Below are 22,111 nucleotides of genomic sequence, written 5' to 3'. Positions count from 1 at the left end.
CTGGTGGGCCGGGCATCAATGATCAGCAACGACGCCCAAGAGGTCCGCATGTCCCCCTTCCTCCGGCGACACCCCTCATTCCGCACCGACGTTTTCGGTCACGTCCCTTTCCCGGGTCACCCGGAAGGGATCGCCATCCATCGCAACGTTGTCTATGTGGGAACGCACCAGGACTCCTCAGGTCTTCCCAACGTCCCCTCTCACCTCTACGCCTACAATCGCCGCGGTGAGATCACTGCCGACTTCACCATTGAGGGGCAGAACCCGACTGGCCAGGGCATTCTCGGGCTGGCAGTAGATCACGACGGCATCGTGTATATCCTCGATCGGGCACCCTCACGGATACTTACCCTGGACCCTCGAACCCGGAAACAGTCCGTCTACGCTGAACTTCCCGGGGTTCCCCCTGGTCCTAGCGAACTCCCGAGCGGAGGTAGCGCCGATACCCCCGCCAATGAGCCGCCCGTTCCGGACGATCTCGTCTTCGCCCCTGACGGCACTCTGTATGTCACAAACCTTACCCAGGGCATGATCTGGCGTGTAGCTCCTGGCGGCGGTTCTGCTGAGGCGTGGTACACCGCACCAGATCTGCGTTCGTTGTTCGGCCCCAACGGCATCCGCTTCCTCGACCACGGACGCACACTGCTGTTTGCGCAGTCCGCCCACGAACTCCGCGATCCCAGCGAGATCCCCAATGCTCACGGACTTCTCTACACTCTGGAGATACGTCGTGACGGGCATCCTGGGCGCCGCGAAATATTCTGGGAAGGGGATATTGGGGAGACACCCGATGGCTTTGCAATCGGGTGTTCTGGAAAGATCTATGTCGCGCTGGCTCTAGCCAACGCCATACTCGTTCTTAGTCCAGAAGGGCGGGAGATCACTCGCATCCCCGCCACCCCTGCCGAGAACGATCGCCTGGATGTTCCCTATGATCTTCCCGCCAGTGTTTCCTTCCTCGGCAAGAAGATCCTGGTAACCAATCAGGCCTACTTCGGCGGACCATCCGCACATCATGCGGTCCTCGCCATTCCCGTGCACGAACGCGGCAGACGTCTGTTCCGTCCGCGCATCCGGCGCCTGTAGCTCGCATCCTGCTACTGGGCGCTGGCGCACGCCCCGCCCGTTCGGAGGTACTGGCTCGGCAGGCCAGCGCCTCCGAACGGGGCGGCGTCGAAGGCCCGCTGACGCCCCCGTACACGCGTCTACCCTCCCGGCCGTAGCCGCTGGCTGGTGGGCCGGGCACACGCCCCCGTCTTTCTCGGGGCGCGCGCTGCCCGGAGGTGCGCCAGGTGTCCACACCGCCGTACGGGCGCGCCTCGGTCCTCGTTGTCGCCGACACCTCGCAGTTCCGCGCGGAGCTGCGGACTGAGCTGTCCAGCGCTGGGCGGGATGCCGGCAGAGCGCTGGATACGTCCATCCGCCGCGCGCTGCGGACCACTGGTGAGCGGGCCGGTCGTCAGATCGCTGACGACATCCAGGACTCGCTCGACCGACTGAGCGCAACGGTCGGTGTCCAGGCGGACACGGCTGGGCTGCGGCAGTCAATCGAGACGGCCCTGGACGGGATCACCGCGACGGTCGATGTCCAGGCCGACACCGCGGCGCTGCGCAGCTCCATCGACGGTGCTCTCGCAGGTCTGTCGGCGAGTGTCCAGGTCACCCCGGACTCACCCGCACAGTTCTGGCTGGATCTCCAGCGCGGCCTGAACCGGTTGCCGCCGCTGAGCGTCCGCGTCACCCCGGACCTGACCGGGTTCGACGCCGCGATCCGGGCGCACCGTCCGCCGTCGGTCACGGTTCCGGTGACCGCGGATGCGGACTCCCTGACCCGCTCGCTGTCAGCGCTGGGCAGCACTGCGGGCAACGTCGGCTCTCTGCTCACTCGCGGCCTGGGGCTGTCGATCCTGGTGGCCCAGGCCGCGGCCAGTGCCGCGGCGCTGGTGCAGTTCACCGCCGCGCTCGCCCCGGCAGCCGGTATCCTGGCCGCCTTCCCCGCCGTCCTCGGCGGTTCGGTGGCCGCGTTCGCGGCGCTGCAACTGGCTCTGTCCGGGGTCTCGGACGCCTTCTCCGCCGCCCTGACCGGCACCTCCGAAGAGTTCACCCAATCCCTTGAACAGCTTTCGCCCGCCGCCCAGAGCGCCGCCCGAGAAGTCCGGGCGCTGCGCCCTGCCTTCGAGGGCCTGCGCAACAGCGTTCAGGACGCCTTCTTCAGCCAGCTCGAAGGCGAGATCACCGAGCTCGCCGCCGCGCTGGGCGGTCCGCTGGAAGCCCAGCTGTCGTCGATTTCCGGCAGCTTCGGCCTGGCGGCACGGAACGTCTCGGACTTCCTGACCACCGCTCAGGGCGTCGATGCGATCCAGGGGATCGTCAGCGGCGCGCAGCAGGCCACTCGCGGCCTGGCTGACTCGATCGCCCCAGTTGTTGAGGGTTTTCTCCGCCTGGGGCAGGTCATCGCGGAGGAGTTCGGCCAGGATGCGCAAGACGCCATTGTCGGCCTGAATACGCGCCTCGCGAATTTTCTCAATGCGGCCGCGAGCGGTGACCAGGCCATCGCATGGGTTCGAGGAGCGCTTGATGTCTTCTCAGCCGCAGGAACGATTCTTCAAAATGTCGGCTCCATTCTGCGGAGCGTCTTCCAAGCGGCAGGGGCGACAGGGGGTGATCTGCTCGGTGTTCTGGGGAGCCTGACCGGCCATCTGGCCGCGTTCTTCAACAGCACCGAGGGATCGCAGGCGCTCATCGGCCTCTTCCAGGGGCTGAACGCGGTCGGGCAGGCGCTCGGCCCGATCTTCACCGAGCTGGTACGCCAGGTCGGCACGCTGGCCCCGGCGCTGGTCCCGGTCTTCCAGGCCATCGGCCCGGCGCTGCAAGGGCTCATCGCCGAGCTCGGCGGGGCGCTCGGGCCGGTACTCCAGGCACTGACGCCGGTCGCGGAAGGGCTCGCACTGGCGCTGGATGCGCTGGGGCCAGCGCTGGAGCCGCTGGGCGAGGCCATCGGCGCCGCTTTGACGGCGTTGTCGCCGCTGCTGCCCCTGGTAGGCGAGCTGGCCGGGGTGTTCGGCGGTGTCCTCGCGGACGCGCTGCTGCTGGCGATCACGCTGCTGGAACCGCTGATCGGCGTCCTGACCGACAGCTTGCAGCCGGTGATCCCGGTTCTTGCGGAGGCGTTCGACAACCTCGCCGTCGCGCTGGGGCCGGTCGCGGAGATGCTCGGCGAGCAGCTCGCCGTGGCATTCGGGGAGCTGCTGCCGCTGATTCTTGCGGTTCTGCCGCCGATCGCGGAGGAGTTGATCCCGGCGCTGGGCGAGCTGCTGGTCGCTCTCCTCCCGCTGATCCCGACCCTGACGCAGCTCCTGCTGGTCGCGATCAACCCGCTGATTCCGGTTCTGCCGCAACTGGCGTCGCTGGTCACGCTGCTGGTCGAGACCATCACGCCGCTGGTGCAGATCGTCGTCGCGCTGATCAACCCGATCCTTCAGGTCACGGCGGCGATCATGGGTTGGCTGCGCACATCCGTCGTTGTCCCGATCCTTGAAGGGATCATCGCTGCTCTCGGCGGTCTGCTGTCGGCTATCACCAGTCTGCTGGAACCGATCGCGAGCTTCGTGGAATCGGTCATCGGTTTCTTCCAGCGTCTCTATAACACGTTGGTCGGGAACTCGATCATCCCTGACCTGATCACCGCCATTGTCGGGCTGTTCCTCGGACTGCCCGGGATGGTTCTCGGTGCGGTCGCCGGGTTCGTCGCGGACATCATCTCCCGGTTCGCCGGCCTGGTCCCTGGCGTCATGGATGAGATCGGGAACGTCGGCTCACGCATCGCAGGTGTCTTCACCGGTGCCGCTGGCACGGTTCTCAACGGAGTCGGCGAACTCATTGGGGACATCGTGTCCGAGTTCGGTCAACTGCCCGGGATGATCCTCGACGCCATCGGGGACATCGGAGGCCAGCTCGCTGACGCGTTCTCCGGGGCCGTCTCGGGAGCGCTGGACTTCATCCCTGGTCTCGCGGCCGGCGCGATCGTCACCGCGCCCACCCGGGCGCTGATCGGCGAGGCCGGTCCCGAGGTCGTCATCCCTCTCACCCGGCCCCGCCGCGCCTTCGAACTGGCCGAGCAGTCCGGTCTGCTGGAGCTTCTGGCCAGACAAGGCGTGGGCGGACCCACGACGATCACCAACCACTGGCACCTGCGATCGAACATGACCGACCCGATGGTGCTCGCGCAGCACCTTCAGGGACAGATCGCCCGCGCCGCAGGGGTGTGACGTGCTGGTGGACTACATGGACCTAGCCGGCACCGAGGTCATCAATTCCGCTCGAGCCCATGCCTATGCGACCGCCAGCGGCATTCCGATCACCTGCGAGCCATGCCCCGAGGTCCCGGCTGCGGTCGGCGACATGCCGTACTGGGATCTCCGGCAGGACCCTGCCCCCTGGTTCGACCCCGCTATCCGGGAGTCCAGCGGCTTCCTCGGCGTGCTCGGCCAGACGGTGGCCGGCTTCGACACCAACCCGATCGAACGCACCCCCTCCCAGCTGGTCGGCGACGGCGCCGCCCTCGGGGTTCTCCGACGGACACATCGCGAGATCGCTTACACCGTTCTCCTGGTCGCCGCCGATCCCGCCGCGCTGTCCTACGGGCTGGAGTGGCTGGCCAGCGCGCTGCGCGGCAGCGCCTGCACGGCGTGCGCAGGGGACGAGATGTGCGTGTTCGCCTCCTGCCCCATCGACGGCACCTCGGAGCTGCGGCATCTGTATGACGTCGGGTTGCTGGACGGCCCGCAGGTCACCGCGACCCTACGCCTGACTGGCGGCGGGCTGATCGCGACCGTGACGTTCGCCCTTGCCGCCGGACGTCCGTTCATCTTCCGTGAGCCGCTGGCCGCCTCCGCGGACTGGGTGGATCTCGGCGAGGGCCTGGTGGTCGATCTCGACCCGGACACGGTGCATGACTACTGCCAGGACCCGCCTCCCTGCACGCAGGACCCGGACTGCCCGCCGCCTGCGCTGCCGCCGCGTCCGCCGGTGCCGGTCGACGCGTGCTATCCGACCGGCGTCGCCACCTTCCGCGCGCAAGTGGTGTCCCTGGGCGTACTCGACCAGCCGCAATGGCTGGAGACCGTGCCGTTGATCGAGGTCATGACCGGCACCAGCGCGATCCGACGTCTGGTGCTGCGCGGCTGGGCCAACCCGCAGGGCATCGACTGCTTCGACGTGTCCGACCCCTGCCAGGCGTGCTGGCACATCACCATCCCCTACCTGCCGGCCCGCTCGATCCTGACGGTAGACGGCCGCCTGCAACGCGCCGTCGTCGAATGCCCCTCTCAAGTCGGCACCGCCACCGACACCCCCACCCTCTACGGCCCGCAAGGCACCTCGTTCACCTGGCCGGTCTTCCCCTGCCCGTCCGGGCTGTGCGTGGAGGTCATGGCTATGGCCGACACGGTCGCCCCCGACGCGCGCGCCCGCGTCCAGCTCATCCCGCGATCGGACATGGGGTGAGGCACTGATGCCGGTCCTGGGAAGCCCGCAGGAGTACCGGGCGATCATCCACTGGCGCGGCGGCAGCCGTCCGTTCGTCTCACCGTCCGTCGACGCGCTCACCGAGCTCTCCTGGTCCCGAACGGTCAACGACATCTCGGAAGCGCAGGTCACGATCGCCAAGGCCGGCGCGGCCGAATGCTGCGCCCAACTCGGCCAGGTCGAGCCCTGGGTGCATGAGCTGTCCTTGTACCGGGATCTGGATCTGGTCTGGCAGGGGCCGATCGCCCGGCAGCCGCGGGAGACCCGCAGCTCCTTCGTCATCGAAGCCCAGGACATGCTCGGCTGGCTGGCGCGCTGCCAGAACACCTGGCTGCTGCGCTATGTCACCGACACGCCGGACGCCGCAGGCCGCCGGCGCGGCCCGGTGCAGTGGATCGCCCAGCACATCATCGAGGCCAACCTCACCTCCCCGTTCTCCGACCCTCCCGACTACCCGAACCTGCTGCGGCACATCGTGCGCAATGACGGACCGACCGCGCGCTTCGAGAAGGACGGCAGCTCGAACGCGGCGGTCTGGAGCGCGAGCGTCCTGGACGTTCTTCACGAGCTCGCGCTGCGGGGACTGGAGTTCACCACCAGCGGCCGGTCGCTCCTGCTGCGCTTCTCCAAGCGAGAGAGCGACCGCGCACAGACCCGGCTCACCCTCGACCACGTCATCGGCGACATCGAAGTGATCAAGGACGGCTCCGCGGCCGCGACGTACGCCTGGGCCACCAGCCAGCGCTCGAACGACATCTCCGACGGCGCCACCGCCGGCACCGGCGAGATCGGCACGCCGTACGGACGGCTGGACTGGCTGGTTGCCTCCGCCACCGACGCCGGCGAGGCCGAGCTGGAGCAGATGGCGCGCGAAGCCCTGCGCGGCCGGTACCCGGCGCCGCTCGTGGTCTCGGTACCGACCGGCTCCCGCCTCGCCCCCACCGCGCCGCTGTCGATCCACCAACTCGTCGCCGGAGAACGGCTGGACCTTACAACCGAGGGCTTCTGCATGGAGACCACCGCCGCCTTCACCCTCTCGGACGTCGAGGTCGGCTGGGGGGCGGCCGGCGAAGAAGTCGCGGTGACCCTCGTGCCGACCGCCGCGCTGCCGGAAGGGATCTGACATGCCCGCCGCCCCCGGACAACGCGCCGGACAACGCCCTCAGCGCGCCGCCGTCGCGGCGCAGCGTGCGCTCGGCCGCGCCGCACTCGGCGATGGCGCCATGGCGGCAGTGATGACCGTGCGCCTGGGCGGCCGCTGGTGGCGGGTGACGCATGACCAATTTGGCCAGGCGTGGTGGGAGAGCCGGGAGACCGGCCAGCGCTGCGCCGATGGCCCTTGCGACGAACAGGAGGTCTGACCGATGGCGAGATGCGGTTGTGCCCAGGGGTGCTTCTGCAACCTGGAGGTCGAACCGCCCCTGGTCAGGGACGGCAACGGCTCGGTGCTGAACCCGTGGACCGTGGGCGTCAACCACGAGGGCCATACCGGCACCGAAGGCGTCGCCGCGAGCGTCGGGGAGCACACCGGTCCCGGGCTCGTCTGGGATGAAGGAACCGCTCGGCTTCAGGCCCGGCTGGAACCCGGCGGCGGGATAACGTTCGGGCCCAGCGGCGGCCTTGCGGTCATCGGCGACGGTGGTAGCGACCCTGCCGCCTGTGTACGGACGATTGCTGCCCTGCCGCCCGCGCCGGATGTGGTCGGCGCTGATCGCCTGGCCGGATACCACAACCCCGGCAACTCCCCTCAGGGCGTCGACTACTGCATCGCCCACCAGATCGACATCACCGGGGTGCCAGTCTGCGCCAGTGCAGACGGCATCGGCGTGATCCTGGAAGGCGACACCACCATCCTTCGCTCCGGGCGGTGCTCGATCTACGAGTCCGCTCCCGCGCTGCTGCTGGACTCCGACACCATCGCCTCCGCCTACGTCTACGCCGGCAGCTCGGACGACCCGTACGTAAGCACCTCCGAACGCGGTGCTCGACGCGGTGGCTGGTACGGCTGGCTGGCCCCGAACTACCACATGATGCTGCTCCCGGCCTTCCTTCAACGGCTGGGCGGGAAGTCCGTGGCACTGCTGGACTGTCACGTCGGCATTAACCCGGCTCCGGAGACCTCCGAGGCCGCGAACGTCGCCGCGGCGATCCGCGGCGTGCTCCAGATATGCGCTCAGGACTGGGCCATCATCACCGCCTCCGAGCTGATCAACGTCTCGACGATCGTCAATGCCGGGCTGACCGCCGGACTGGCCTCACCGCGCCCCACCATCTGGGGCGAAACGGCACTTCCCTGGCCGGTGGAGGACGTGGCCGCATCCGGTGCGCAATGGATGATCCTCGACCGCTACTACGCCGACGAAGTGTTCGCCGCGTACCGGGACGCCGGAATCCAGGTCCTGATGTGGGGCGCCACCCGCCACAGCCACCGCGCGCGCGTGAACCAGCTCGGCATCCGCGGCGGCTTCAGCCTGGACCCGGTCTACTACCGCGGCCCCGAGCGCCATGACTACCGCCGCGGCGAGGACCCCTGGACACACCGTCGGATGGCTGCCGGCCAGCTCACCTTCGCGACCGACGCCCGCGCCATCCTCGGCACGAACGTCCGCGGCTACACCGAAGGCACCCCTGCGACCCCGCCGCTCCACGAGGACGGCCCTGGCCTGGTCATCCCCGGCGAATGGGGCAACAGCCAAGGCCGTCCTGCGATCCTCATCGGCCGCGCCTGCCCACTTCCGGACCCGCAGAATTACCGGATCAGATTCGACCTGATGTTCAAAGAGGTGAACCCGGTAACCCGCAACAAGATGGGCCTGCTGTTCGGAGCGGAATCCGACGACGACCCCTACGCCTGGCCGCCGGATAACCCGGACCTGAACCCTGCTGGATTCCCGGAAGGCCCGCAGGGCATGTACCGGGTATGGCAGCGCGCCAGCGGCGCTATCGGCATAGGGAAATGGGAATCCGAAACCTCCACTCTCACCACGCTCGCAGAGGACACCAGCAGCCCTGCCGTAGCAGCCGGATTCTGGAACACCTATGAACTCGCCGTGACACCCGAATCGATCTCATTCACGAGGACCCTGGCCGGAGGCACAGAGTACGTCGTCACCACCGACGACACGCAGTACCGAGGCCCCTATTTCTTCGTAGAGAAAGAGGAATCCTTCGCCACCCAGAATCCCGCGCCGTTCATCGGTAAAGTCCGCAATCTACAGGCCCTCCCGGGAGAGTAAGCACTATGGCTGAACCACTTTCCACTGACCGGCTTATCAACGCTCTCCGAGACGAGGGCGTGCGGGTGGTCGAGTTCAGGAATTGGCGCACCCATAACCGCAATCACGTCGGGTCCTGGGGCCCGGTTCACGGGGTGATGATCCATCACACGGTTACCACCGGCACCGGCGCCTCCGTCGAACTCTGCTATGAAGGCCGCTCCGACCTGCCGGGCCCGCTGTGCCATGGCGTCATAGCGAAGGACGGCACTGTCCACATGGTGGGCCACGGCCGAGCCAATCACGCGGGAGCCGGCGATGGTGACGTGCTCGCCGCAGTCATCGCCGAACGCGAACTCCCTGCGGACAACGAGGCCGATACCGACGGCAACCGCCATTTCTATGGCTTCGAATGCGTCAACCTCGGGGACAACAGGGACCCCTGGCCTCCCGAGCAGGTCGAGGCCATTGTCCGCGCTTCCGCAGCCCTCTGCCGCGCTCACCACTGGGGCCGGGACGGCGACACCAGCGTGATCGGTCACCTGGAGTGGCAGCCCGGCAAGATCGATCCCCGCGGACCCGGTGTCTCCATGCGTGATATCCGACGCCGCGTCATCGAACGGCTCAAGCACCCCTCAAGTTGGAATCCGAACGAGGAGGAAGAGGATATGCCCGAGCGGGCTATTTACAGCACTACTGCCCAACACGTGCAGACCATTCGGCCAGGCGCGTGGCACACCCTCACCTTCGACCGAGTCTATCGAGAAGGCGAGTGGCAAGAAAAGCACCCCGAGCAGACGGTCCTCCACGGACCGGCCTCTTACACCGGAGCCTTTGCTATCCGAGTTGCTGGGATGACCGAAGGCCAGGAGATCCAGATGCGCTTTGGCCACAACTACCGCGACGACGACGGATGGCACCAGGGCGCACGGATGCCTATCAGCTCGCCTGTGCACTCTGGCGGGGACGGCCACTTCGTTCACAACTGGCCAGCCCACATCGGTGGTTCTCGGGACGACCGTCTCGTCTGTGAGGTTCTTCTACCGGGCGATGTGGAACCGGTCACGATCACTTGGGGCCGGGCCGAGATCCTCTACTGGACAACCTGATCTCGCTCGGACACGGCAACGGGCCTGAGAATCACAGGAGAATCTCATGCACTGCTCTCCGCACCATCCCGCGTTCCAGGTCGAGGTCTGGGCTGAGGTGCCCTTCCCTGGGCACCCCCTCGGAATCGCGGTCGATCGAGACACCATCTATGTCGCAACGCACCGCGACATCACCAACCAACCCGACGTCGCCTCACACATCTACGCCTACAACCGCCACGGCGACATCACCGCCGACTTCACGGTGAAAGGTCAAATCCACCCCGTTCAAGGGATATCAGGTCTGGCGCTCGACCATGACGGCATTCTCTACGCCGTCGACCAGTCGCCGTCGCGGGTCATCACCCTCGACCCCCGCACCGGCGAGCAGACGACGTACGCGGAACTCCCCGACGTACCGCTGTGCGAAGGCGACGCTCGAGACGCCGGATGCTCCGCCGCGACGGCCGACCGGCCGGCCGCGCCGATCAACCTCGCGTTCGACCCCGACGGCAACCTGTACATCGGCGACCTCACCCAGGCCCTGATCTGGCGTGTGCCTCCCGGCGGCGGCACCGGAGAAGTCTGGTACACCGCCTCCGACATGGACTCGCTGTTCGGCCCCAACACCGTCCGCTTCCTCGACCACGGCCGCACCCTGCTGCTCGCCGAGTCCGCCCACGACCTCCAGGACCCCGACGAGCTCGCGAACGCCCGAGGACGTCTGTACACCCTGGACATCGGGCGTGACGGCCGGCCCGGACAGCGGCGCCTGTTCTGGGAAGGCGGCCCTGGCGAGACCCCGGACGGGTTCGCCGTCAGCCGCAGCGGCACCGTCTACGTCGCACTCGCCGTCGCCAGCACGCTGCTCGTACTCAGCCGCGACGGCCGGGAGATCACCCGCCTGCCGGCCGCCTCCCAGGACAACGAGGAGCCGCAGGTCCCCTTCGACCTCCTCGGTGGCGTCGCCTTCCACGACAACCAGCTCCTCATCACCAACCAGGCGTTCCTCGGAGGACCGGCCGCTCATCAGGTGATCTTCTCGGTCACCGTGCACGAACGCGGCAAGCGACTGTTCCGGCCCCGCATCAGGCGTGCCGACCCAGCCTCGACGGGCTCAGCAGCAGATGGCCGGCCCATCTGAAACACCCGCCGCTGTCCACTACGACCAAGGGACGTGATCGCCATGACCAACATGATCCCGTTCAGCTTCGACGGCGCGCGGGTGCGCACGCTCCTCATCGACGATGAACCCTGGTTCGTCGCCTCCGACGTGACTGACATCCTTGGGTACGCCAACGGCCGGATGGCCGTGGGCCAGCTCCCGGACCGGATGAAGAGTTCCGTCACGATTCCTGACGGAACCCCGGGTAACCCTAACCGGAAGATCGTCTCGGAGTCAGGCGTGTACCGGCTGGTGATGCGCAGCAACCTGTCGGCCGCCGAGCGCTTCCAGGACTGGATCGCCGAGGAGGTCATCCCCTCCATCCGCCGGACGGGCCGATACGAGGCAGCCCCAGCGCTGGGCGACCCGCTGGCCGAGCTGGAGCGGCAGACCCAGCTGACCGCCCGCGCGATCGAGATCGCGAAGACCGAACGAGACCGCGCCGACGCCGCAGAGCAGCGCGCCGCCGAACTTGCCCCGGACGCAGCCCGAGCCCGGCAGACCCTCGACGCTGCCGGGCTGGCTCTGGTGGGTTCCGTCGCCAAGCGGTTCGGCATCCAGGAGCGAGCGCTACGGCAGTTCCTCTACGCCGAGGGGCTGCTCATACCTTCCGGGACCCGTAAGAACGAGCCGTACGCAGACCACGTCCGCAGAGGGCACTTCGAGCTGAAGACCTTCGTCATCGAGACCCATCCTGACCGGCCTCCGCAGGCCCGCTCGACCACCTACGTCACTCCCAAGGGAGAGGCGTTGATCTGGCGGCGGCTGTACGCGGCCGGGTACGTCAGCTCCCCAACGCCGCCGCCGCACCAGCTCGCCATCCTCCGCTGACCGGGTACCCCGCACCCCCACCCGAATCGGCGGTCAGGAAGAACGTACTTGCGGTGGTTCGGGTGTGCTCCGAGCCGCTGCTGGCGGAGGCGCGCGCCAGCTTCGTTGCCGGTCGAGTCGCGGCCAGATCGACATCCTCGCCGCGGACGGGAGCGAGAGTGCAGGCCCGCTCCGCCACGCCAAGGCAATGAGCCCAGCGGCCCGGGGAGCGCTTCGGCAAGCAGTGATTCGGCCAGCGGACACGCCGAGGCGGTGAGTCCCATGCCGCTCAAGGCTACGGGCCGGTCTGCTCCTCGGGCACGACGCGCACAGTTCGCGGCTTTCCGGGGACCCGCTCAAGCAGCCCGGTACCCTCAAGCTCGGCAAGGGCTGAGCGGATGGCCGTGCGCGAGCGTCCGAATCGCGCACACAGCTGCGCCTCGCTGGGGAAGGTATCTCCGATCCCCAGGGAGTCCTCAGCGAAGACCGCACGGATGCGGTCCACCAAGGGGCGCGCGTCGTCTTCGCTTCGGACAACGCGCCAGCCGGCGCCCTGAATGGATGTGACGACGCCGTCGCGCTGGAGGCTCTTCAGCGCACGCGTAACCAAGCTCCGCGATACCCCGTGGTCTTCCATCAACCTGCTGACCGGCGGGAGGTCAACGAGATGAGGATCTTCGACGATCCGCGTGCGGATGGACTCGGCGACTTGAAGATATGTTCCCCGCGGGCTGTCCTGTGGCATCCACTCTCCTCTGCCCGGGACGAGCGCGGTCCCTTCTCTGGCTCCTCAGGAGCGGTAACGGGTACCCGGTACCGCCCTCCGACTATGCCTCATCGTGCGCCTGCCGGTCGGTCGCAGCGAGCGCCGGCCGGACATGGGCAGCCCTCTGCCGGGAGTGCCTGGCAGAGGGCTACGGGGACGCCTCGTCGTCAAGGTCAGGGCAGGAGGTCCCTCTGACCGTCCTGGACTCCTCCGATGTAGGCGCGGTAGTCGTCTTCCGAGATGAACAGCACCGTGGCATTGGGGTCACCGACGTCCTTGGAGTCACGCAGGGCGACGACTCCGTCGACAAATGCGACCTCCAAGCAGTTGGTGCCGCCGTTGCTTCGGGCGCTCTTGGCCCAGACCGCGTTGGTGAGGTCGACCTTCTTGATCATGTGTAGCGTTCCTTGATCACTCTGTTGATGTAGTCCCGAGCCGCCTTGGCGGGAAGGGCTTCGCCCCGCAGGTGGTTGAACCCCGTCTCGTAGCGCGCCAAGTGCTTGTCTTCCTCCAGGTAGAGAGAGGTTGTCATCGGCTCGACCACAGCGACGGGTGGGCCCGCTGGGAAGTGTAGGAGATGGAAGCTCCCATCCATCCCAGTGTGGGCCCCGTGATCAAAGAGCAGCACCTGAACATGAACGTGACCGAGCTCCTCGGTCACGTTGAGTAGATGCTGTAGTTGCTCCTTCATGAGGGCATTCCCACCAACGCGCCGCATAAGCGCGGCCTCTTCAAGAATGCACCACAGATGGAGGGGTTCCTGTCTCCTCAGGACCTTCTGCCGAGCCATGCGTAGCTCGACGAAGCTGGCGATCTCCCGCTGGTGCTGCCAGCCGCGACTGCTCTCGACGACGGCGTGGGCGTACGCCTCCGTCTGGAGGAGGCCGGGGATGAGGAAGGCGAACGTCTCGCTCTTGGTTGCCAGTTCCTCAAGGTCGAGGTACTCGGCGAAGGGATCTGGGATGGCGTGTCGGTACTCGTTGATGAGGTTGCTCCGCTTGCCGGAGGCGGCGAGCTTCGCCAGTTGCCTGATGTACTGACGCCGCCCTTCGTCCTCCAGCTCGTAGACCTCGAAGAAACCGAAGATCGCCGTCGGCTGCACCCGCTGCTTGCCGTTCTCAATGCGGCTGAGCGACGGCTTGCCAGGAAGATCCAGCTTCTCGGCAGCCTCGTCCAGCGACATCCCGGTTGCCTTGCGTAGCGACCTCAGCTGTAGACCGAGACGCCTCCTGTGGAGGTTGGGCTGTGCGTCCGTCATGGCAGCTCCTCCCTTCGCGGGTAGCTTACCGCCCTCGGGAACCTCTTCCATCAGGAACCTCCCGACTTCAGTCCATCTCGCTTCGAACAACAGTTGGCGTACAGCCACTTGCGGACAACGTTCCCTCATGGCAGCCTACGAATCAAGCTGCCGTACTGCCTTCTCGGTCATGCGGCGGCTGGCTCAAGCGAGTTGACGTCTCCTCACGTCTCGGGTGAGCAGGCGTTTCGCCCTGAGTCGGCGGCACCCTGCTCTCCCAGCCGGAGGACCCCCATGGCCGTAGCTGAACCGATCCAGAGGTGCACGCCGTTCCGCTGCTGGGACATTCAGTTACTGCCGGAGGGTCGGGACCTCCAGCGCTGGCGTCACGAGGCCGCCGTTGCCGTCGACGAATGGGGATTCGACGAGCACGTCAGGAACGACGTGGTGTTGGGGGTGTCCGAGTTGCTCACCAATGTGCTGCGCCACGCGGGCGATCGGCACTGCGTCCTGGAGTTGCGGGAGGTCGGCGCTGCGGTCTTCGTTCGCGTGACCGACCCCTGCTCGACCTTGCCGGTGATCAAGGAGCCGGACGACTGGACGGCTACCTCCGGACGAGGCTTGTGGATGCTCAAGAGCGCCGTCAGCACCCTCGACTGGTTCAACGATCCCCGACACTTCGGAACCGGGAAGACCGTCTGGTTCCAAGTCAAAGCCAACCCCTCGGGACCCATCGAAGGGGCATACGCGAGAGCCCTCTACCGCATCGAATCCGTGGCGTACTTCTGGAAGCAGAACGACGGATCTCGTCTGCTGGCTCTTGGCGATTGGTGTACCGACGACCCTGCGGTGGCCTTGGGCACGCTCGTCGCCCGTGCAGGTCAGGTCGCCATCGACCTCGAAGACCAAGACCCGCTAGCCGCAGATGCCCTACACGAGTGGATCAGCACCGAGGCTGGCAGCTCCGGGACGCTGGAGCGACTGCGCCGCGGAGAACTGGTGAGCTGCGTGGCCGAAGGCGCCGAAGCAATCTACGAGTTCGTCGCCCGTCCGGTTCCGCTGACGTCGACGTACCCGAGGGTGGTGGCGAGCTGTGCTTAGGAGGGCTCGTACCTGGCTCGGCGCCTGCCACCGGTGGTGGTGTCTCAAGGGCCAGTCGCTGACGGTACGGCTGTTGAGCCGGAAACGACGGCGCATCCACCGGAGCGTCCGCGAACGTACAGCGCAGCCGGGCTACCTCGAGGGAGCCATGAACCGTCTTGCCCTCGACGTTGCCGTGAGACATGCCACCTCGACTCCTCTCGGCCGGGAGGAGGAGTTGTTGGCCAAAATTTTCGGTCCTGAAGGTTCCGATGTCGTCGATCCAGCGCAGCCACGGAACGAAGGGAATCACCCGTGAACGTCGTGCACGAATTCGCCGATTCTCCCGGTCGGCAGATATACACACAAGCTCTGATCTACAGCTCTGATAAGCGCCGTGTCCTGCTGGTGGAGCAGGAGTTCGGCGATCGGCGGGTGCTTGGGCTGCCTGGCGGCCCCGTCGACGCCCACGACCCTTTCCACAAGGCTTGCCAGCAGACGTGTCTGACGATGACCGGCCTGACGATCACGCCCGGAAAGATGCTCGTCGTGCACGAAATGCCCAGCGAGAGCGGGAGTGCGCACGACGGCGTCACCATCGTGTTCGACGGCGGCCCCGTCGAACGGGACACCACGGATATCGCACTGGGAGCGGGAGCGCATTCCCATCTCTGGCTCACCAAGGACGAACTGACCGAACAGGCGGAGCCGTATATGGCATGGCACATCCGCGCCGCCGCAGCCGTCCGGGACGGGGAGTATCCCGCGCCCTGCCTCACTGGTAACCCACCGTCCATCGTGACCTCGGCCTGGAGACGGACCACCCCCTCCGGGTGAACTCAGCCTCGTCGCTTCCCGCCCCGGCTCCGGAGCGGTCCCGGCGCAAACGGCCCCAGCCGGCACCGGGCGGGAGAGCGCCGTCCCTCCCTGTTCACCCCCTTCAAGGAGGGACGGCCCGGCCCGCACACCCCCTTTCGGTGCGGGCCTGCACCCCCCTCCGGGCCGGTGAGCCCCTGCTCCCGGCCCGGAGGGGGCACCGCCACTCGCCGTCCAGCCGTTCTCACGCGATGGCGGCCGGCGCACACTGAGCCGCCGTTCACGCATCCGGGGCACAGGAGCACATCCAGACGGCCCGTCTGAACCGCTCCTCTGTCCCGGCAACTGCTCCGTCCGCCGTCGGCCGGCAGAAATGCGACCGGCAGCGGACGGTACTGCCCTTCCGTGACGTCCTCGACGCGCGGAGGGGAGCACCAACCGCAACAACGCTATCTAGGAGATATCGCCCGAATGACCCTACTCATGGAACGCCCTTCCTTCACCGAGGACGAGGCCCTGGCCGAGCTGGGCCGGTTCTTCCACCTCACCCGCAGCCAGCCGTCGAACAGCGAGATGCCGATGTTCTCCGGCTTCATCGATGTCGCGTGGCATCGGATGCTGGACCACCCCGAGCAGTACGAGGCCTTCTGCCGGACGCACGCCGGCGCTTCCATCCAGCACGTGGAACTCGCCGGCGAGGGCCCGGTGAACTGGATCGCTGCCTACGAGAAGCAGTTCGGCGCACTTCCGGACATCTGGTTCGCCGATGCTGAGGGAGTCGTCGACCAGGGAACGCTGGACACCTACCGCTACACCGGGAACATCGCAACCAGCTGGGACTGCTCGCCTCAGAAGCCGGACGGCGATGACAGCGGTGTGCCCACGCTGCGTCGGGACCCGGACGGCCTCCAGTACTCGCCCCGTTCCTCCGGCGGCTCTTCCTGATGAGCATCACGCAGCACACCGCGGTACCCCGGCAGGCCTCCCGGCTGCCGGGGTACCGCCCCTGCCCGACATTCGAACCCAAGACCCCGTCGAAGTCGGCCTCACGCGGTACGCGGCGGCGGTCGCCCACGCCTGCCCGAATCTCGGTCAGGCCATGGCATCAGGTCAGACCTGGTGGACCCGCTACCGCATGCCGTCAGCGGCCCACGCCGTCGAGGTCGAGACCGCCCTGTTCGCCGCGGGAGCCGAGGCCGCAGAAAGGGTACGCAACCAGGTGAAGGCCGGGCATCGCCTGCCGTTCGAGGTCATCGCGCTCGAATGGGACAACAGTCGCGCCCGCCAGGCCGCCGTCCTGTCCTGGCCCCACTGCGCACTCAAGCGCCTCTACACCCCTATCGGCGTGCTCTTCAGGAAGTTTCCCCCACGGAGTTCCGATGCCGGGACGGCAGCCGAGTGGCGCCGCCCCCCACGCGGATCCTCGCCGTCCGCGCCGCGATCCCCGCACGCGACCCGGACCTCCTGACCGGCACGCCCGAGCTGGCGCGCGCGGTCTCGACGGCGCGCGACGATGGCCGGTCGGTCTGGACGACCGTGCCGGGCCTGACACCCGACGCCGACCCCGTGACCGGCCGTGCGCGCCTGGTCCGGACAGCTCCCTCACCGACCGTAAGCGAAGGATCCAACCACAGCATGACCGCCACACCAGGCGCCAGCGACGAAGAGCTCGAAGAGGTCCTGGACGCCGCTGCCGAGCTGGCTGACTCGTCAGACCCCACGCTGCGCGCCCTGGGCCAGCAGGTCTACGGCCAAGCCGCCCAGGAGTACAAGGCCAAGACCCCGCCTCGGCCGGGTGACCCGCCATCTTCTTAAGGCGCCGCCACGCCCGAACGGCAGCACCGGAGCGGCTGCCACGGCAGAGCAGCCGTAACAGTTCCCATCAGCCGCGCAGAACGATTGGACGACAGGAATGCAGAATGACCTGACGAACGCTCTCCGAAAGCACTTCGGTCCCTTGATCAACGCCGAGGAAGTGACCAACCGGCGTGGCGCGCAGGTGTGGCGTGTGCAGGTGATCAACGGAGTCACGGTGGCGGTGAAGGCCGCAGCCCCCGATGGCGAGGGGGCCGTGCTGCCAGCACGGGAGGCGGCGGTGATTCACGCCATCGGAGAGACCGCAGGCAGGGTGCTGGGCGCCGGGCGTCTGCCGGACGGCGGCTCCTGGATGGCCACGCCGTGGTGGCATGGCCCCTCTCTGTGGGAGGATTTCGCTGGCGTCCGCCACAATCCGCTCCTCCGTGCCGCGCGACTCCACTCGCTCCAGGCAGCAGCCTCCGCCGCCAGCGCGCTCGCTTCTCTCCACCAGGAGGGATGGGCGCACGGGGACCTCCAGCCCGAGCACGTCATCCGCACAGCCGAACGGTCACGGCTCCTGGACCTTGCCCTGGCCCACGGCCCTGGCGACGCTCTCCCCGAAGACGTACGGCTCCCGTACACGGGGATGCTCGTGCACCTGGAAGCACCGGAGATCTCCCAGCAACTGCTGGATGGCCAGCCGACCACACCGACACCCCAGGCCGACGTGTACGCGCTGGGAGGGACGCTGTGGCGGTGCTGGACCGAGATGTGGCCGGTGGATTACGAGGCAGCCGGTGTCGATCCCGCGCCGGGTGATCTCTTGGCGAAGCGCGAGGTGGTCGCCTCCGGGCAGGCACGCTACGCAATCGGTTCGTTCGGCTGGGACGACTTCGGCGCGGTGCTGCGCAGGGCGCTGGCATTCCAGCCGGATGCTCGGCCCTCCGCCCGTGAGTTGGCGGAGGAGCTCGGCGAGCTGGTGTTGAAGGAAAAGAGGAACGCCTGGTGAGCAAGCCAGCGCCGCGCCGAGCGATTCTCGGGGACGTTGGCGAGCTGATACGACTGCACGTGGAAGTCGGCGCTGGCCGGGTGGTCGACGAAGGGTGGCGCTCGACTCTGGGCAACGACCTCTCCCGGCGCCTCTTCCAGCGAGATCCGGACCTGGTGGCCTTCGTGATCGACGCGCCGGACAGGTCCGGGCTCGCCTCGGCAGCCGTGGGGTTCATCCACCGCGGACTTTGCCGACCGGGCCACCGGGCAGGGCTGACCGCCCATCTCTCCAGCGTTACCACCGTTCCTGACTGGCGCAGGCGCCATCGTGGCCGACGACCTCAACATCCTCGAACCCGACCATGCCCCCCGTTACCCCGTCTTCGGCACGTGGGAGTACGACTTCTACCGCTCCTTCGCCGCAGCCGGACTGACCGACGCCTACTGCCACCTCCATCCCCAGACCGTCGAACACTCCTGGTTCGGCCGCGGCGGCAACGGCTACCGTTTCGACCACGCTTTCCTCGCCACCGCCCATCACTCCCGGCTGCTGTCCTGCGGCTACCTCCACCGGCCTCGGGAACTGGGCCTGACCGACCACTCCGCCCTCGCCCTACACGTCACCTGCGCCGAAGGCGCCCGCTGAGCCTCACCTCGAATCGGAGCACCCCATGCACGACACCTGGGACGTAATCGAACGCCTCGCCGCCCGCTTGGAACACCACAGCAGCGCACTCCCGGCAGAGCAGCGCCGCCTCCTCCAGATCCTCAAGATCACGGAGGAAGCCGGAGAAGTCGCCGAAGCAGTCTTCGGAGCGACCGGTCAGAACCCCCGCAAGGGGCACACTCACACCTGGCAAGACGTCGAAGCCGAGGTATGCGACGTGATCATCACAGCCATGGTCACCCTCGCCCGCCTTTCCCCTGAAGCCCGCCAGACCTTCGCCGCACACCTGGAGAAGATCTCCGCCCGCGACCTGACACCAACCATCTGAACCCGGAGTTGGTCGCTGGTCGCCGCGATCTCCTCGGTCCGCTGTTCTGCTTGCGAATCACGCACTGGCCACGCCGTCCGAGGTCCCCCGGCCACGCTCAACGCTCGAACCCAACTCAGCTCTCTGGTGGAAGGAGCGCGCGACGGCGTATGGCCCGAGTTTGCGAGCTCAGAGACCTCGCAGCTGCTCGGCGGTCTGCCGGGCCTCCGCGGCCGTCTCCGGGTCGAGGGAGGCGAGGCGGTCGAGCAGGCCGACGATGGTGTCTCGTGTCTGAGCGCTGATGCTCAGCATCTGTTCGCCGTCGACTGCGGGGCCACCGGACCCGAAAGTGATCGACCCGAAGTCCCCGCCCTGGATGAGACCGGTGATGTTGCCGCTGGCGCTGTTGTGTACGGACATAGTTCAGCTCATTCCCTTGAAGCGTGTTCGATCGAACGGTATAGGCCCGTTGTCGTGTCTTCTCGTGGGGCAGGGCAGTGAAGCTGGTGAAGGTCGTCGCGCGCCTTCGCCATCGTCATCAGGCCGGAGGAGACGACGTCCGCCGGCGCGACACGGGAGTCCCTACTCCCCCAGCCGCTCCTGCAACTGCTCCCAGTTCCTGATCTGCTGGCGTGCCTCCTGGAGCACATCCGGACGCGGGTGCACCCACTCATTGCCCGGTATCTCTGTGGGCCACGAATCCGGCGCGCCCTCGATGAACTGCGAAAACTGGTCATCGCACCATGGCGGCACCCATGCTCCGGAACGGCACACGTACACGGCGTGGTAGGGGCGGTCGATGGTCGTGCCGTCGTCCACGCGCCTGTCAACAGGCACCAGCGGCTCAGGCTCTACTGTGCCCACCCGCTTACGCCATTCCGGATAGATCACTTCCAGCGTGCTGCCCCGGCCGTAATGAGCGAGCATCCAGTCCTCACAGCTCAAAACACCCCGCGCCTGCCATTCTTCAAACGAGATGGTGCGCTTGTATCCGCAGTCGTGGTGCGCATCCCACAGCGATACCGTGCCCCATGCCGGTTGGTCCCATCCGAACGTTGTCGGAAAGATGCGTCCCGCATGTAGGTTGCTGTCCCCGTAGAGCACCGTCACCCCTTCCGAGAAATGGAACCTTCTCCAGAAGTTCTCCCACCCCTCGGTCATGGGAAGTTCCAGTCCATTCCGCTGGAAGGCGGCAGCGCGTGGCGCCCACACGACTGCTGTCTGGAATATCGGGGCTTCCGAATGATCCCAGAGGTACAGGACAGCGTTGTGTCCGAGGTCGGCACTCAGTGTGGGATTGGGAAAGAAGAAGTCCCAATCCACCACGAGCAAGTTTAGTGCACTCATTCCCATCATCCTGTGACTATTCTGGTCGCGACTCGGCTTCAATTCTGCTGGTGCCGATGTCGGGCGTGGTGAACTTCGTTACGTTGCTGGTCAGTGAGGCAGCTACAGCATTTCTCTGTCGGGGAATTGGGGCCGGGCGCTGGGGAGGACCGTTGTGGAGCTTCCCGGACGTCAGGCTGTCGGAGGCGGCTTTCCACGGTCGCTGTCCCGACGACGGCGACGGCGATCGCGGCGGTTGAGAACCCGATTGATGGCCAGCTGAATGAGGAGCAGCGGCCACGCGGCGCAGGCGACGGTCATGATGAGCGCGATCTCCTCCCGGCTGTAACGGTTCATCGCTGCGAGGAAGTCGGGGTCGCGAGCGGCGCGTCGCAGATGCCACGCCAGCACGACCATGCCGAAGGCCCACGAAGCCTCGACGATTGCCAGCACGGGAAGCACGAGGTCTCCTTCGCGACGGACAGCGGGTCTTGGGATGACGGAGCACGATGAGTGATCCGATCCTCAAGCTGGATCACTGAAGACCACCATGGCCTCCGAGCACGGGCAGACATCCGACAGACTGGGTGTCATGGTGTGCTTCTCGATGCGGCCGTTGATGACCTCCACGACCTTGCTGCACGCGGGAAATGGGCACTGCGTGGCCAGCGGTTTGCCGGAAGCATCGGTCAGCGGTTCCCCCCACGCGTGGCCGATCGCCTCGGGCTCGCCGGGCAGGCGCACCTTCCAGGTGACGTGTCCCTCGAAGATGAACTGCTCCAGGCACGAGGCGCAGATGGGGCGACGCTTCGATCGCCTCACCGCTTCGGGATGGGGCTTGACCTGCGCCCCGGTCTCCGGGTCGACGTCCGGGGGAAGGCCGGTCTCCGGGTCGATCAGCAGACTCGTCGCGGTGTGCCGCTGCTCCTCGGTGACGGCCAGCGGGTCGCCGCAGCACGGGCACCTCATCACGTACAGCATCAAGACACCTCCCCCGAAGTCAGCTTGTCGGCGGCCTTGGCGGCCTCGCGCTGCGCTGTGATGACGGCTTCGAGATCGGCCAGTTCGATGTACGCGACCGCGCGGCGGCCGTTGCCTGCGACGCCCCCGACTCCCGCGACGGTGACGGAGACGACCGGTCTGTCGCCCGCGGAAGAGCTGGCAAGCACGGAGCCGATCTCGATGGTGTCGCCATCCCTGTCGGTGTACACGTACGGCAGCCTGGCCTGTGCGTAATCACTCATGGTCGTGTCCAAGATGGTGGGGACGCCCACGGCGGCGCCCTGGGGAGAGATGGGGAGGTCGCGACCACTGGGGTCGG

At 67.1% G+C, this 22,111-nt stretch carries 25 protein-coding genes; 17 read left to right on the top strand and 8 right to left on the bottom strand.

Features of this window, described 5'->3' with window-relative positions; translation table 11 throughout:
• The first annotated feature begins 18 nt into the window (after positions 1-18).
• From STBA_RS19205 to STBA_RS19165, 9 genes are all read left to right on the top strand, one after another.
• A complete protein-coding gene (locus STBA_RS19205; protein ID WP_077060428.1) occupies positions 19-1,086 on the top strand; it encodes an SMP-30/gluconolactonase/LRE family protein in 1,068 nt (355 codons plus the stop codon).
• 206 nt (positions 1,087-1,292) lie between these two features.
• Positions 1,293-4,268 (top strand): hypothetical protein, encoded by a 2,976-nt coding sequence (locus tag STBA_RS19200; protein WP_077060427.1) that lies wholly within the window; start codon positions 1,293-1,295, stop codon positions 4,266-4,268.
• Position 4,269: 1 nt separating this feature from the next.
• Positions 4,270-5,505, top strand: coding sequence for a hypothetical protein (locus tag STBA_RS19195; protein WP_077060426.1), 1,236 nt, complete (start codon positions 4,270-4,272; stop codon positions 5,503-5,505).
• A gap of 7 nt (positions 5,506-5,512) precedes the next feature.
• Positions 5,513-6,649: a hypothetical protein gene (locus STBA_RS19190; RefSeq protein WP_077060425.1), complete on the top strand. Its 1,137-nt coding sequence runs from the start codon at positions 5,513-5,515 to the stop codon at positions 6,647-6,649.
• Between the two features lies 1 nt (position 6,650).
• Entirely contained in the window at positions 6,651-6,887 is a 237-nt protein-coding gene (locus STBA_RS19185) for a hypothetical protein (protein ID WP_077060424.1), read from the top strand.
• A gap of 3 nt (positions 6,888-6,890) precedes the next feature.
• Complete coding sequence (locus STBA_RS19180) at positions 6,891-8,762, top strand: hypothetical protein (protein ID WP_077060423.1); 1,872 nt, start codon at positions 6,891-6,893, stop codon at positions 8,760-8,762.
• Positions 8,763-8,767: 5 nt separating this feature from the next.
• A complete protein-coding gene (locus STBA_RS19175) occupies positions 8,768-9,850 on the top strand; it encodes an N-acetylmuramoyl-L-alanine amidase (RefSeq protein ID WP_077060422.1) in 1,083 nt (360 codons plus the stop codon).
• Between the two features lie 46 nt (positions 9,851-9,896).
• Entirely contained in the window at positions 9,897-10,973 is a 1,077-nt protein-coding gene (locus STBA_RS19170; protein ID WP_077060421.1) for an SMP-30/gluconolactonase/LRE family protein, read from the top strand.
• 42 nt (positions 10,974-11,015) lie between these two features.
• Positions 11,016-11,825 carry a phage antirepressor KilAC domain-containing protein gene (locus STBA_RS19165; protein WP_253195249.1) on the top strand — a complete coding sequence of 270 codons (810 nt, stop codon included), beginning with the start codon at positions 11,016-11,018 and terminating at the stop codon, positions 11,823-11,825.
• A gap of 274 nt (positions 11,826-12,099) precedes the next feature.
• Here the strand turns inward: STBA_RS19165 and STBA_RS19160 are convergent, their stop codons facing one another.
• From STBA_RS19160 to STBA_RS19150, 3 genes are all read right to left on the bottom strand, one after another.
• The gene (locus STBA_RS19160) at positions 12,100-12,549 is read right to left on the bottom strand and encodes a GntR family transcriptional regulator (protein ID WP_077060419.1); all 450 of its coding nucleotides are present in this window, start codon (positions 12,547-12,549) and stop codon (positions 12,100-12,102) included.
• Between the two features lie 194 nt (positions 12,550-12,743).
• Positions 12,744-12,965, bottom strand: a complete 222-nt coding sequence (locus STBA_RS19155; protein ID WP_077060418.1) for a DUF397 domain-containing protein — start codon at positions 12,963-12,965, stop codon at positions 12,744-12,746.
• Complete coding sequence (locus STBA_RS19150) at positions 12,962-13,828, bottom strand: helix-turn-helix transcriptional regulator (RefSeq protein ID WP_077060417.1); 867 nt, start codon at positions 13,826-13,828, stop codon at positions 12,962-12,964. Before STBA_RS19150 ends, STBA_RS19155 begins: the two co-directional genes overlap by 4 nt.
• A 273-nt stretch (positions 13,829-14,101) precedes the next feature.
• On the opposite strand from STBA_RS19150, the gene STBA_RS19145 reads away from it, so the two are divergent.
• The 8 genes from STBA_RS19145 (at position 14,102) to STBA_RS19115 (ending at position 19,485) form a co-directional block, all read left to right on the top strand.
• Positions 14,102-14,908, top strand: a complete 807-nt coding sequence (locus tag STBA_RS19145; RefSeq protein WP_077060416.1) for an ATP-binding protein — start codon at positions 14,102-14,104, stop codon at positions 14,906-14,908.
• A gap of 294 nt (positions 14,909-15,202) precedes the next feature.
• Complete coding sequence (locus STBA_RS36615) at positions 15,203-15,724, top strand: NUDIX hydrolase (protein WP_077060415.1); 522 nt, start codon at positions 15,203-15,205, stop codon at positions 15,722-15,724.
• Positions 15,725-16,186: 462 nt separating this feature from the next.
• Positions 16,187-16,648 carry a hypothetical protein gene (locus tag STBA_RS19135; protein ID WP_077060414.1) on the top strand — a complete coding sequence of 154 codons (462 nt, stop codon included), beginning with the start codon at positions 16,187-16,189 and terminating at the stop codon, positions 16,646-16,648.
• A 154-nt stretch (positions 16,649-16,802) separates the two neighbouring features.
• Entirely contained in the window at positions 16,803-17,171 is a 369-nt protein-coding gene (locus tag STBA_RS37230) for a hypothetical protein (protein ID WP_143659517.1), read from the top strand.
• A 167-nt stretch (positions 17,172-17,338) separates the two neighbouring features.
• Complete coding sequence (locus tag STBA_RS37225) at positions 17,339-17,518, top strand: hypothetical protein (RefSeq protein ID WP_143659516.1); 180 nt, start codon at positions 17,339-17,341, stop codon at positions 17,516-17,518.
• A gap of 97 nt (positions 17,519-17,615) precedes the next feature.
• Positions 17,616-18,509: a hypothetical protein gene (locus STBA_RS19125; RefSeq protein WP_143659515.1), complete on the top strand. Its 894-nt coding sequence runs from the start codon at positions 17,616-17,618 to the stop codon at positions 18,507-18,509.
• Positions 18,510-18,818: 309 nt separating this feature from the next.
• Positions 18,819-19,136, top strand: a complete 318-nt coding sequence (locus tag STBA_RS19120; RefSeq protein ID WP_077060411.1) for a hypothetical protein — start codon at positions 18,819-18,821, stop codon at positions 19,134-19,136.
• Between the two features lie 25 nt (positions 19,137-19,161).
• Positions 19,162-19,485 (top strand): MazG-like family protein, encoded by a 324-nt coding sequence (locus STBA_RS19115; RefSeq protein ID WP_077060410.1) that lies wholly within the window; start codon positions 19,162-19,164, stop codon positions 19,483-19,485.
• 168 nt (positions 19,486-19,653) lie between these two features.
• Here the strand turns inward: STBA_RS19115 and STBA_RS19110 are convergent, their stop codons facing one another.
• The 5 genes from STBA_RS19110 to STBA_RS19090 all read right to left on the bottom strand — a co-directional run bounded on the left by STBA_RS19110 (position 19,654) and on the right by STBA_RS19090 (position 22,034).
• Entirely contained in the window at positions 19,654-19,884 is a 231-nt protein-coding gene (locus STBA_RS19110; RefSeq protein WP_077060409.1) for a hypothetical protein, read from the bottom strand.
• 162 nt (positions 19,885-20,046) lie between these two features.
• Entirely contained in the window at positions 20,047-20,811 is a 765-nt protein-coding gene (locus STBA_RS19105; protein ID WP_077060408.1) for a hypothetical protein, read from the bottom strand.
• Positions 20,812-20,982: 171 nt separating this feature from the next.
• The gene (locus tag STBA_RS19100) at positions 20,983-21,252 is read right to left on the bottom strand and encodes a hypothetical protein (RefSeq protein ID WP_077060407.1); all 270 of its coding nucleotides are present in this window, start codon (positions 21,250-21,252) and stop codon (positions 20,983-20,985) included.
• Between the two features lie 63 nt (positions 21,253-21,315).
• Positions 21,316-21,771, bottom strand: a complete 456-nt coding sequence (locus tag STBA_RS19095; RefSeq protein ID WP_077060406.1) for a hypothetical protein — start codon at positions 21,769-21,771, stop codon at positions 21,316-21,318.
• Complete coding sequence (locus STBA_RS19090; RefSeq protein ID WP_143659514.1) at positions 21,771-22,034, bottom strand: hypothetical protein; 264 nt, start codon at positions 22,032-22,034, stop codon at positions 21,771-21,773. Before STBA_RS19090 ends, STBA_RS19095 begins: the two co-directional genes overlap by 1 nt.
• Positions 22,035-22,111: the final 77 nt, after the last annotated feature.

This window comes from Streptomyces sp. MP131-18 (genome assembly GCF_001984575.1).
Lineage (GTDB): Bacteria > Actinomycetota > Actinomycetes > Streptomycetales > Streptomycetaceae > Streptomyces > Streptomyces johnsoniae.
The sequence above is the reverse complement of the archived record's forward strand: the minus strand, read 5'-3'. Positions and strand labels throughout refer to the sequence as shown.